13 protein-coding genes are annotated in these 11,916 nt (G+C 56.6%); 7 read left to right on the top strand and 6 right to left on the bottom strand.

Annotated features, from left to right (window positions below):
• Positions 1-166 precede the first annotated feature (166 nt).
• From MUN86_RS26240 to MUN86_RS26245, 3 genes are all read left to right on the top strand, one after another.
• Positions 167-1,072 carry a helix-turn-helix domain-containing protein gene (locus tag MUN86_RS26240; protein ID WP_245126756.1) on the top strand — a complete coding sequence of 302 codons (906 nt, stop codon included), beginning with the start codon at positions 167-169 and terminating at the stop codon, positions 1,070-1,072.
• 157 nt (positions 1,073-1,229) lie between these two features.
• Complete coding sequence (locus MUN86_RS31415) at positions 1,230-1,355, top strand: hypothetical protein (protein ID WP_280640663.1); 126 nt, start codon at positions 1,230-1,232, stop codon at positions 1,353-1,355.
• A complete protein-coding gene (locus MUN86_RS26245) occupies positions 1,342-1,782 on the top strand; it encodes a hypothetical protein (protein WP_245126757.1) in 441 nt (146 codons plus the stop codon). The genes MUN86_RS31415 and MUN86_RS26245 overlap by 14 nt, the downstream gene beginning before the upstream one ends.
• Before the next feature lie 104 nt (positions 1,783-1,886).
• Here MUN86_RS26245 and MUN86_RS26250 read toward each other — a convergent pair whose 3' ends face one another.
• Both MUN86_RS26250 and MUN86_RS26255 read right to left on the bottom strand, forming a co-directional pair.
• Positions 1,887-2,237 (bottom strand): hypothetical protein, encoded by a 351-nt coding sequence (locus tag MUN86_RS26250; protein ID WP_245126758.1) that lies wholly within the window; start codon positions 2,235-2,237, stop codon positions 1,887-1,889.
• A 20-nt stretch (positions 2,238-2,257) separates the two neighbouring features.
• Positions 2,258-2,635 carry a hypothetical protein gene (locus MUN86_RS26255; protein WP_245126759.1) on the bottom strand — a complete coding sequence of 126 codons (378 nt, stop codon included), beginning with the start codon at positions 2,633-2,635 and terminating at the stop codon, positions 2,258-2,260.
• A 479-nt stretch (positions 2,636-3,114) separates the two neighbouring features.
• On the opposite strand from MUN86_RS26255, the gene MUN86_RS26260 reads away from it, so the two are divergent.
• The 4 genes from MUN86_RS26260 to MUN86_RS26275 all read left to right on the top strand — a co-directional run bounded on the left by MUN86_RS26260 (position 3,115) and on the right by MUN86_RS26275 (position 8,782).
• On the top strand, positions 3,115-6,093 hold the full coding sequence (locus MUN86_RS26260; protein ID WP_245126760.1) for an ATP-binding protein: 2,979 nt from the start codon (positions 3,115-3,117) through the stop codon (positions 6,091-6,093).
• A 243-nt stretch (positions 6,094-6,336) separates the two neighbouring features.
• A complete protein-coding gene (locus MUN86_RS26265) occupies positions 6,337-6,708 on the top strand; it encodes a hypothetical protein (RefSeq protein ID WP_245126761.1) in 372 nt (123 codons plus the stop codon).
• On the top strand, positions 6,705-7,682 hold the full coding sequence (locus MUN86_RS26270; protein ID WP_245126762.1) for a cytochrome-c peroxidase: 978 nt from the start codon (positions 6,705-6,707) through the stop codon (positions 7,680-7,682). Before MUN86_RS26265 ends, MUN86_RS26270 begins: the two co-directional genes overlap by 4 nt.
• A 116-nt stretch (positions 7,683-7,798) precedes the next feature.
• Positions 7,799-8,782: an alpha/beta hydrolase family protein gene (locus tag MUN86_RS26275; protein WP_245126763.1), complete on the top strand. Its 984-nt coding sequence runs from the start codon at positions 7,799-7,801 to the stop codon at positions 8,780-8,782.
• Between the two features lie 488 nt (positions 8,783-9,270).
• Here the strand turns inward: MUN86_RS26275 and MUN86_RS26280 are convergent, their stop codons facing one another.
• The 4 genes from MUN86_RS26280 to MUN86_RS26295 all read right to left on the bottom strand — a co-directional run bounded on the left by MUN86_RS26280 (position 9,271) and on the right by MUN86_RS26295 (position 11,841).
• Positions 9,271-10,005, bottom strand: coding sequence for an SDR family NAD(P)-dependent oxidoreductase (locus tag MUN86_RS26280; protein WP_245126764.1), 735 nt, complete (start codon positions 10,003-10,005; stop codon positions 9,271-9,273).
• A 138-nt stretch (positions 10,006-10,143) separates the two neighbouring features.
• Positions 10,144-10,956, bottom strand: a complete 813-nt coding sequence (locus tag MUN86_RS26285; protein ID WP_245126765.1) for an alpha/beta fold hydrolase — start codon at positions 10,954-10,956, stop codon at positions 10,144-10,146.
• Positions 10,957-11,085: 129 nt separating this feature from the next.
• A complete protein-coding gene (locus MUN86_RS26290) occupies positions 11,086-11,280 on the bottom strand; it encodes a hypothetical protein (protein ID WP_245126766.1) in 195 nt (64 codons plus the stop codon).
• A gap of 141 nt (positions 11,281-11,421) precedes the next feature.
• Positions 11,422-11,841 carry a nuclear transport factor 2 family protein gene (locus MUN86_RS26295; RefSeq protein WP_245126767.1) on the bottom strand — a complete coding sequence of 140 codons (420 nt, stop codon included), beginning with the start codon at positions 11,839-11,841 and terminating at the stop codon, positions 11,422-11,424.
• Positions 11,842-11,916: the final 75 nt, after the last annotated feature.

Here is an 11,916-nt window from a genome sequence, read left to right on the forward strand (position 1 = left end):
ATACAAGCCAGGGTTTGTGTGGTTTCGAGCCGGCGCGGGCACTCGAACTTTGTGGTAGAAAGCAGGAGCTGCTGTAGCGCCGCTAAGCTGACCGAAGGAGCGCCTAAAATACCCGGCTCTTATAGGGCTGGGAACGAGGCTACTTCGTCTACGTTAACCTCATGCCATGAAAACCACTGAGTTTCAAGTGTTGCACACCGTCACGGACTACACCCGCTACTACGGGTTGCCGGCGCCGGCGCACCCCTTGCTCACGCTCATTAACCTAGCTGAAGTGCGGGAGCGGACCTTCCCGGACCCGGTGGTATCGCACCTGTATACCATAGCCCTTAAGCGCGGGCTGAAGGGCACGATGTACTATGGCCGGCAGACCTATGATTTTCAAGATGGCGTGCTCATGTTTTTCGCCCCGGTCCAAGTGGTGCAGACCGAGGCCGACCTCGATATTTCCGAGATGACGGGCTGGACGCTCGTGTTTCACCCCGACCTGCTGCGCAAATATCCGCTAGGCCAGAAAATCACCAGCTACACCTTTTTTGCCTACGAGGTCCACGAAGGCCTGCATCTATCGGCCAAGGAAGAACAGTTGCTCGACGGCGTGCTCAGTAGCATCCGGCACGAGTACGAGCAATCCATCGATGCCTTCAGCCAGGACCTGCTCATCGCGCAGTTGGAGGTACTGCTGGGCTATGCGAATCGGTTTTACCACCGCCAGTTTCTGACCCGACGCCTGGCCGAGAACGACCTGCTCTCTCGCTTTGAGGCTCAGCTTACGGCCCATTTCAGTCAAGCTGGCCACCAAGCCCTCCCCACAGTGCAGCAGTTTGCCGAGCAACTGCACGTCTCCCCCGACTACCTGAGCGACATGCTGCGCGCCCTGACCGGGCAGACGGCGCAGCAGCACCTGCACCACGCCCTGATTGAGCGCGCCAAGCACCTGCTGCTCAGTACGTCGCTGACGGTCAACGAAACGGCCTTTCAGCTCGGCTTTGAGTACCCACACTGCTTCACGCGCTTGTTTAAAAGCAAAACGGGCCTTACCCCAGCCGCCTTTCGCTTTTCGGCCCACTAAACAGCGGCCCGTACGCAACCGAGTAGCAAAAGCTACCCCCATTTTTCAGCCGGCGACCTGGCCGCAACGAATCAGGACCTCTGACTACCTGGCTTGGGCCGACAAGGTGGTCCTAGCCGGCGTGTCTGTTTTTCTCACTACTCTTTCTTTTACCCGTATGGCAACCAACATTTTGCACTCGGCGCAGGCCAAATCGATCGGTGGCCGCGACGGCCGTATCGAATCGACCGACCACGCGCTCAACTTGGAGCTGACCATGCCCCGCGCGCGTGGTCTCGTGTGACAACGCGCTGCCGCACTTACTCACGGATGAGGCGGTGCTGGCCGCCCTGCGGGCTATGTGGGCGTGTCTAGCCCCCGGGGGCGGCTGCGTGGTGAGTATCCGCGACTATGCCGCCGAACCGCGGGGCCGCAACCTAGTGAAGCTGCACGGGGTGCGCGAGGAGTCCGGCAAGCGCTACCTCTTGTTTCAAGTTTGGGACTTCGAGGGCGAGCACTACGACTTCTCGTTCTACCTGGTCGAAGAGGACCTGCTTACCCACACGGGGCAGACCCACCTGCTGCGCAGCCGCTACTATGCCCTGTCCGTCGCCAAACTGGGGGCGCTGCTGCGCGAGGCCGGGTTCCAAGCGGTTCGGCTGGTGGAGGGCGCTTTTTCCAGCCCCTGCTCGTCGGCACCAAACCTGGGGGGTAAAAAACAAAGAATATAATCGGTAGGAGCAAGTAACCTATGGCCGTAGGTTGCTGGCTTAGCTGGCCGCCGCTACTGGCAGGGCCAGTCCCAGGCCACTGCCCCCACCGACGGATCCACCTGCTAGCTCAGCGCGGCGGCCAGCGCGGCATCGGTAGGGAATTCATGCGGGTCTTGGTGCCGTTGCAAAAAGTCGTACAATTTACCCACAATCCCGGCCCTGGCCCCAGCCGCTGCCGTGATGCGCAGGGCCGCGATTTGCAGCTGCGCCTGGTACCAGCTGTAGTTGGCCGGATTCCGCATGACAGGGCTGTGCTCGAACTGGGCCAGCGTGTTGAACTCAAATAAGTGCCCGTCGGCCGAAGCGAGGACCGTCACCACGTCGTTGAGCAGCGCCAAGTTAGCGCGGTCCTCGGCTTCGGTGAAGGCTTGCAAACACACACTACAGAACAACTCGCCCAGCCAGTTGCGCACCTGCCCGCGGCTTGACCTGCTTAGCGCGGTTGGCCGCTATCGCCTTCGGTAGCAGCTGTAGTGGGAGTTGCTTCCAGGGCCGCCAGCCGCCGGCTCAGCAACTCCACTTGGGCTTGCAACAGGCCGATGCGGTAATCCAGCGCCAGCTGTTGATTTTCCGCTGGTGGCAGCAGCTGTGGCTCCGTGGTTGGGGCTGGGGTCATCGCCTGATACTTGGCAAACAGATACGCTAAGGTAGGATCCAGATATTCTGAACTGGGGTCGCACCAGGCACCTTTCTGTTTAGACACTTCGAAGTCGAGGTCGGCGTGGATTGCAACCGCAGATTGAGCCCGGGTTGGGAGGGCGGCGGCTAGCAGCAACACCCCGATAAGCAGGAATGGGAAATGAAATTTCATAGCACAAGGGACAGCGTGAAAGGATCAACAATTGAACGGTGGCAAAGCAAGTGGTTCCCGCCTCGGAAGGCATTAGAAGACGTTGCAAACTCGTTGCCATGGCTAGCACCAGGTCTTTCGGGTGTTGCAAAAGCGTTTGCTGAGGTTGCACAGGGTGCGTATTCTGCCTTGGTCGCCGGTTTTCGTCTTTCGGGACCAGCTGTTCCCCCTAGCTGCTAGACGGTGTGACCAAGCTCCTGCAAAAGCTCCCGGCAAAAGCAGCCATCACTTTTAATACTCGGTGGCCAACGGGCGTCAGCCGTGGGTTGCCTGGCAGAACGGCTCACTGCTGGGTAGTAGTTGGGTAATTATGAAATCCCTATATTGTTTTGCTAAAGCACTAGTAGTCAGTTATTACTTCTAGCTGGTCGGCGGCTGGCGAAACCGGCCTACCCTTTCTGGGGCCTTACGCAGGGCAGGTATTGCATTTCCTTATCGGCATGAAAACAGTGCGTTTTATCTGCCTGCTCTGTGCCTGCTGGCATTGGGCGCTGACGAGTCGGGCCCAAGACCAGGACTTGAACCTGGTGCGCCTTACCGTGCCCGGCGTGGATTCTGACACGATGCAGCGCCTGGGCCGCGGCGAAAGTTGGCGCTTCCGGCCCGGCACGCCGGAAGGGTGGGCCAGCCCTACCACCGATGACCGCACCTGGCTCCTGACTACCGCCGTTTTTACCTTTGGCGAGGGCCCGCCGGGTTGGGGCGGTACGGGCTGTTTCCGCCTCCGCTTCACGCTGGATTCGGCGCTGGTTAACCGGCCTCTAGCGCTGCGGGTGCTGCAACAAGGGGGCATCGAATTCTATCTGGATGGCCATTGGCTGGGCAGCTACGGCAAGGCGGGTCCCTCGGCCGCCACTACGCAGCACCAGCGGGTTCGTTTCCGGCCCCTGGTGTTTATGTGCACCACGGCCGGCCCGCACCTGCTGGCCATTCGATACGCCAAATTCGACCCGTGGCCGCCACCCCACGGCGGCTTTGCGCTGTGGGTCGCCACGGCCGAGCGGCGGCTGGTCGAAAGTGAGACGCAAGTACGGCTCGGCGACCTTAATCTGATTGCTATAACGGGCACGGCAGTGCTGGCGCTGCTGCACGGCTTTCTCTTTCTTTTCTACCCGCAGCAGCGGGCTAATCTTTACTACAGCCTCTACATGGCGTTGGCGTCTGCAACCAGCCTAATGGTTTACCTGCGGTGGGTGGCTGCCGATATTACGGCACACTGGTGGGCTAGTCTTGGCTTTCAGTTCTGCTGGATGTTGTGCTTCACGATGCTATTGGCTTTTGTATACTCCGTCTGTCAAACCGCCCTTTCAAAGCGCTGGCTGGCCCTAGCGACCGCAGGGCCAGCGGCCCTAATTATCGTGGGCCTGCTGCGGCCGGCCTGGGACCTACTGCCGGTCTGGCAGGGCCTTTTCATGGTCCTTGGGCTGGATATGTTTCGGGTGATGATCCGGGCGATGCGCCAGCACCAGCCGGGTATCTGGTTGGTTGCCCTAGGCACGTTCGGCACGCTGCTAGTGCCCTTTATTGCCAGCGGCCTGTTTGGCCTATGGGGCGGCCAGTTCGCGGCAACGCAGCAGCTGGTGCTTCAGCTGTGTTTGCTGCTGTTGCCAATCTGCATGTCGGTGTACTTGGCTCGCGACTTCGCCACCACCCATCGTCACTTAGAAATGCAGCTGCACCAAGTGCAGGCGCTCTCGGCGCAGACGCGGCAGCAGGAAGCGGAACGCCAGCAGCTGATCCGCGCGCAGAACGAAGTATTGGAAAATACCGTGCAGACGCGGACCGAGGAAATCCGCCACCAGAACACGGTGCTAGCCACCCAAAAAGCCGAAATTAGCGAGCAGGCCGAGCGGTTACGAGAGTTAGACGAAGTGAAATCGCGGTTCTTCACCAACATTACCCACGAGTTTCGCACCCCGCTCACGCTGCTGCTGGGGCCGGCCGAACAAATCCTGGCCGAGTCGCAGGAGCCCGCCACGCGGCAGCATGTTCGCCTGATGCAGCGCAACGCCCACCGGCTACTGCACCTCATCAACCAGCTCCTCGACCTGAGCAAGCTCGAAGCTGGCCACCTGGAACTCTCGCCCGTTTCCGACGACCTGGTGCGGTTCGTGCGGGGCTTGTTCGGCTCGTTTGAATCCCTGGCCCAGCAGCAGGGCATCACCACTTCCTTCACCATCAACCAGGCGGAACTAGTCACGGATTTTGATCCCGACAAGCTGGAGAAAATCGTGTATAACCTGCTTTCCAATGCCTTTAAGTTCACGCCCCGCGGCGGCCACGTCTCGCTGAGCGTGCAGCAGGTGGAAGCTGCCCCGGCAACGGCGGCCTGGATAGAGTTGGAAGTAGGCGACACGGGCCGCGGCATTGCCGCCGGGCAGCAAGCGCGCCTGTTCGACCGGTTCTACCAAGCCGATAGCTCCGACACGCGCGAACAGGAAGGAACCGGTATCGGCTTGGCCTTGACCAAGGAACTGGTGGAATTGCATGGGGGCACCATTACGCTGGTGAGTGAACTAGGCCACGGCACCACGGTGACGGTCCGCTTGCCCGTCCGCCAGCAGGCTGCGTCGGCGGGTACGCCCAGGGTCCTGCCCCTAATGGATATGGCCCCGTTAGAGCTTCTGCCCGTTGCTTCCCCCGCCGAGGCCACCCAGGTGCTCGTTATTGAAGATAATGCCGACGTGCGCGCGTTCCTGCGCACCACGCTGGCGGCGCATTATCAGGTGCTGGAAGCCGTGCACGGCGAAGAAGGGGTAGAACTGGCCCGCGAGCAAGTACCTGACCTGGTGCTCACCGACGTCATGATGCCCCGCCTCGATGGCTACGGCGTGTGCCAGGCCTTGCGTACCGACGAGCGGACCAGCCACATTCCCGTGGTGATGCTCACGGCCAAAGCTGGCGTGGACAGCAAGCTGGAAGGCTTACACACCGGCGCCGATGCCTACCTGGTCAAGCCCTTCCATACGGCAGAGCTCCTGGCTACGCTCGACAACCTGCTGCGCAGCCGGCAACTGCTCCGGGAGAGTTACCGGCGCGGCTACGTCGTTTCCGCCAGCGCGGGCTTGCCGTCGATGGAACAAGCCTTTATCGCGCGGGTCGAGCAGGTCGTGGCGCAGTACCTGGCCGATGAGACCTTCAGCGTAGAAACGCTCGGCCGCGAAGTGGGCTTGAGCCGCACCCAGCTGCACCGCAAGCTCAAAGCCGTGCTTAACCAGGCCCCCGGCGACTTTATCCGGCTCGTGCGCTTGCAACGGGCTCAGGAGCTGTTGGCCGCCAACGTCGGCACCGTGGCGGAAGTGGCCTACTTGGTCGGGTTCAGCAATCCGTCCACCTTTTCCACCAGTTTTTCCCGGCACTTCGGGTATGCCCCAGCGAGGGGCGCAACAAAACCGGCGCCCCCCGGTGAAGCAGGCTAGGCGCGAACGAACGAGAACGGCCAGCCGCTAGCGTAGCAAAGCCGTCTGGATGTGCTGATTTGCAACGTTTTCTAATGCCTTTGCAACGTCCGCCAATGCGGGTTAGGGTGGTAATTGCTTGTTTTGTCTGGTGCTCTGAACGTCCCTCTTTTGGCAAGCAATACGCCGTGCATGGCGCGGCGGGAACGCGCGGCTGGGAGTAGGTGCTCGCACGACTTCCTCACCTACTAAGCCTATCCTGTCATGAAAAATGGGTTCCTTTTCTTGCTGGTGCTTTTGCTCGGCAGTAGCCTCGCTTTCCGCAATCCGCCGCGTTCCTTGGTGGGGCGCTGGCAACAGCGCTGGGCCAATGGGGCGATCTTGTTGGCCAATTTCCGACCCGATGGCTCCTACGAAGCGTTTGTTGATGGCAAAGCCTTTGTGCGTGGCCACTATTCTGTGCGCCAGGACACTGTTGCCTTGAACGATACGGGGTGTCGGATGTACGGGCACTACCAGCTGACCTTCTTTGCCGAAGACTCGGTGCGGTTTACCGCCATCCAGGACTCGTGTGCGCAACGGCGCCGGGGTACCAATCAAAGCGTCTTTGGTCGACTCACCCCGGGTAAGCCATGAGCCGGTGGGCCGGGCGGCTGCTAACCATTGGGATGGCGCTCGGAATAGGTAGCACCGCCTTTGTGCCCGTCCCGGTCCCGCCCGCGGATCAAGCGGCGTTAGGCGAATGGCTGTTTTTCGATCCGATTCTGTCCCGCTCGCGCACCATCAGTTGTGCGAGCTGTCACCAGCCGGCTTTTGCCTTTGCTGACACCTCGGCCGTCAGCCGGGGCGAACGGGGGCGACTGGGTAAGCGCAATACCCCCTCGGCCATGAATGTGCGCCTGCAGGCCAACTTCTTCTGGGACGGGCGGGCCACGACGTTGGAGGAACAGGCCCTGCTACCCATTGCGAATCCGCTGGAAATGGATTTGCCCCTGGGGCAGGCGGTGCAGCGGCTCAACCACAGCCGCCTGTACCGCGTCTCCTTTGAGCGGGTATTTGGGGAAGCCCCCACGCAACAGAATCTGGCTAGGGCCTTGGCCGCATTTGAACGAACCCTGGAAACCAACCAGTCGCCGCTCGACGAGTGGCGCCTCAGTGACAACGATGCGGCGGTGAGTGACGCGGCCAAGCGCGGGTTTGCTCTCTTTGAGGGCAAGGCCCGGTGTGTGCAGTGCCACTTTGGTCCTGATTTCAACAGCGCCGAGTTCCGCAACATTGGCTTGTATGACGGCCAAGCCCTGATCGATAGTGGGCGCGCCGCCCTAACGAAAAAGAGCGTTGACGTAGGCAAATTCAAGGTCGGCCCCTTACGAAATGTGGCCTTGACGGCGCCGTACATGCATAACGGCATGTTTAAGACCCTCGGACAGGTACTGGACTTTTACAATGATCCGAGTAAAGTGGTCCCGAATGCGCTCAATCGTGATCCGCTGTTAGCCAAACCTCTCGGATTAACCAAGCAGGAAAAGCAAGACCTCGAGAGCTTTCTGCTTACGCTGACCGACAAGCGTTTTTTGATCCGCAACCCGCCGGCTACCCTGTCCCGATGATCGCAGTCCTGCTAAAGGAAGGAGGCAGGAAAGCGAGCCTTTCCCAAAAGCATTAGGGGAAGTGTTGAAAGGGTGTTTTTTAAGACACATCCCGAGTAGCGACCAAGAATAGATCCATGAGTTGGGTGATAAACAAGAAGCCTAAAAAGATGAAAATAGCTATCTGGTTGCTACTTGCTGCTCTGTTGAGCAGCCATTCAAGTTGGGCGCAGGATGGGAGAATCCTCCGTAAAAAGCCCTTCATTTTACAGGAGGGAGTCTTCAAAGAATTTGCGCGCCGTAATCCCGAATTTAGCCAGCAATTGAGAAGCATTAATTTTTATCGCATTACGTATTTGTCTGATGGCTTGCAGGTAACCGGGTACCTGGCCGAGCCGAAGGAAAAGGGCACCTATCCCTGTATCATTTCCAACCGGGGTGGCAATAGAGAGTATGCCCAATGGGATACGGTTCAACTTGCTTATACCCTGGGCCGCATGGCCACCTGGAAATATGTTGTTATCGCCAGTCAATACCGAGGCAATGATGACGGAGAAGGGAAAGAAGAGCTAGGAGGAAAAGATATTCAGGATGTACTGAATCTGATTCCGGCACTTTCACAAGTGCCCAACGCGGATACGTCAAGAATTGGGATAGAAGGAGGAAGCCGAGGTGGCATGATGACGTATCTGGCATTGAAAAATACGAGTCGGTTTAAAGCCGCCGCCGTGAATTCGGGCGTGGCAAATCTTGTGACCCATATTAAAAAGCGGCCGGATTTGGAAAGTGAGTATACGGAATTGATACCGGATTATAAGACCAATAAAGAGGCCGTTCTGAAAGCGAGGTCAGCCGTTTTTTGGGCAGACAAGATGTGTAAAACAACGCCTTTGCTTATTCAACACGGCAGCTCGGACTGGCGCGTTCCGGCTACGGAAGCATTGGAACTTGTGCAGAAATTATACGCGTGCAACCACCCGACGCGATTCATTTTATACGAAGGCGCAACCCATGCGCTGAGAGAGGTTGGGGCGCAGTATTTTGCGGAAGTGAAAAGGCACTTTGATTATTACGTACGGGAGGGAAAACCATTGCCGAGAATGGAGCCACACGGACCCTAAACGAGGGCAGCCGCAAAAAAGAACACATCAAGTAAGAGTGTCTCGTCCGTCCCGCTATTGGAGCCTTTTTTGGGACGCTACAGTATAGTTGTGTCGTCCCAAAAATGGCTCCAATAGTGGGGCGGATAAGACACACTACCGATGAACCAAGGTACTTTGCGGTCGTGTCGCGAAACACCTATTGGCTAGCCATCCACAACAGCGCGAAAACAAGCACGACCAGGAGCATTACCCAAAGGGGCGCGACCCGGACGCGGTAACGAAGTCGACGACGAAAGGACATGGCGTAAAACACAGGCGGTGAAGCAACAGCTGAAAAGATAAGAAAGATAACGGGAGCGTTTTTTGGACGGTATAGCTATTGTGTCGTTCAAAAAAGGCTCATTTACCCGTACAACCTATTAAGTAATTGGCCTAAACAATAAAAGCGTCCACTCGCCTAGGATAATGGACGCTTTTAGTTGAAACGAGAGTGAAGAGTAAAAAACTTAATTTAAGTAGTGGCCAGCGCCTATGCCGCCGTCAACGTCAATTAAGGCACCGGTTACATACGTATTGTTTGCAAGGGCATAAATCATTTGGGCAACTTCCTCCGGCTCACCAATACGTTTGAGTAAGGGTATGTATGCCAGGTTATCTACTTTGTCACCTTGCAATGGTGTACGGATGAAGCCTGGACCAACTAGGTTTACGCGGATGTTGTGTGTACCAAACTCTGCGGCCAGTTGTTTGGTCAGCGCGTGGATGGCCCCCTTACTCGATATTGGAGCAGTCGTTGGTGAGTTACCAAACGCTTGATTAACAACCGGGGCACCGATATTGATGATGACACCGCCTTGTTGTTTAATCATTTGCGGAATCACCGCCTGTGAGGTAAAGAAAGTGCCTTTAAAGTTGATGGACAGGAAGCGGTCCAGGTAAGCTTCCTCTACTTCAAGGAAGGGTTTTCTTTCAAAAATTCCTGCGCTGTTCACCAGCACATCAGCAGAGCCGAACTTTTCAACTGCGGTTTTCACCAGGTTTTCGCCCGTTTCTTTTTTGCTTACGTCACCTGCAACAAAAGCCAGGTAATCGCCAGCACCTAGCTCATGATAAACCTTTTCCAATTTATCAGCAGTTGCGGAGTTGATGACTACGTTGTCCCCTTTGTCCAGGAAATAATTGGCTACGGCTTTGCCAATACCTGATGAGGCACCTGTTACTATGACTGTTTGCTTTCTCATCTCTTGATGCTTTTATTGATTATTTGTGGCCCTGCTCTGAGCTCAAACATCAATTAGCTTTGAATAAAGGCTTTGCTTTCTGTATTACACAGGTCCATGGGGCCTGCGAGGACATGCGTGATGGGAAATCTGTTGAACTTATTGGGCAATCTGGCTCAATAAGCTGCTTACTGCATCCGGCTTTGACAGGAAAGGTGAGTGACTGGTGTCAAGCTGATAGACCGATTTTACACCGCTTGCCTTGATCATGCTGGCCTGCAGGGCGGGTGAAACGGCATGATCCTGCAGGGTCTTTATATATACTTTCGCAACTGAACCGTAGTTCGATGCCGTTAGGCTCACCGCGTTCGTGAAAGGTATGGCCGGTTCAGGACGGTAATTCTGAAGCACTAATTTTTTTACAGCGTCAGATCCGTCCTCAATAAAGATGTTCACTAGTTGCGCTTGCGCCACGTCGAAGGTAAGCTGATCCGCGGAGGGTATCAGCGCGGTACTTAATTGGGAGTCTTTATCTGTTTGGGCCAGGTCCTTCAATGACTGACCCGATACCGGAAGATAGGCGGCTATATACACCAGCTTTTCGATTTTGGAAGGCACACGTTCCGCCACCGCAGAAATCACCATACCCCCCAGACTGTGCCCAACGAGGATAACTTTGCCGTTTACTTTGCTGAGGGCCTCAATTACGTTGTCCCGGTAAACATCCAGGGTAAGGGTTTGCGGAGCGCTCTGATCCGCGCCATGCCCCGGCAACTCCACCGTGATTACCTGAGCGCCTTGCTTTTGAAGATTGGCTTTTACTGCATCCCAAACGTACGGTGCTTGCCAGGCACCGTGCACCAACACGAAGGTCTTTGGGTTGGCATTTAGCTCCTCATCCTTTTTAGAGCAGGCGGAGAGAAAAACGGTAGAAAGGGCTACCAGAGTCAATACTAAAATTGTTTTTTTCATTGGTATGCGTGGTCTGATTGGACCGTATGGCGCTTATTTAAAAGCCGAGAAAAGTCACTGAAATTGGCCGCAGCGCCCCTGCCATCGGCGCTGCGGTTACTACTGGCCCGATCTGGTAGTTGCCGACAGCTAGCTCGTCGATGGGGTGGACTTCAAACTATTCAAGCGTTTGTGCTGGAGCACCCATTCGATAAGTTGGAAACCCTGCTCGCCCCGGTCGAATTCGTCTGGCGCCTCCGACAGTACCCACTTCGACAAGCGCTGGCCGGAAGTAGGCAGGCAGTACATCCGGCGTAAAAAAGTCAGATTGGGTAGTGCAGGCAACGTGGGGCGGTGGTCTCTGCAGAGATAGGGCTGGTTCGCTAAGCAAACCAGCCCGGCTGCCCTCTGGCTGCCCTAGTCTGAAGGGTACGTGGCGCCTCCGCTAGGAAGCTGTTTCCTCTTAAACCAGCCTTTTAACCAAGGCTAAGGTTGCGCAACGCCTTCTGCTAGAACGAGACGCATCGCCTGGAAGCCCATTTTAGCCGCGAATATTTCTTGGATGAGTACCGCGGAGGGAAGTGGCCGCCACGCCACTTCAATGCGGTCAATCAGCCCGTTCTCATCCAGATGAAGATGCTCGTTGCCCTGGACCGTAATCCCATTGCACGAAAAGGTGAAGAATACGGCTACGTCCTGACCGGAAGCAAACCGCAGGTTAACCTCCAGGGTGTCAATCGTGGCCAGAAAACCGGAGAGAACTTGTACTACGGCGTCTTTCCCTTCTGTGGGTTCAGGAAAGATCGGGCCGAGGAGAATAATTTGCTCGGAGAGGTGCGGAATAATTCCTTGGTTGTCCTTGTTGCTCAAAGCCTGGAAGTAGGCGTCTACAGGTGCTGTGTTCATTCGATTGTTGTTTAAAGGTGAAATTTCTGGTTCTGTTTTGCCTTGTTTAGTAGGTAGGATGAACTAGGCACCGAA

Origin of the sequence: Hymenobacter volaticus (assembly GCF_022921055.1) — a bacterium.
GTDB classification, from domain to species: Bacteria; Bacteroidota; Bacteroidia; order Cytophagales; family Hymenobacteraceae; genus Hymenobacter; species Hymenobacter volaticus.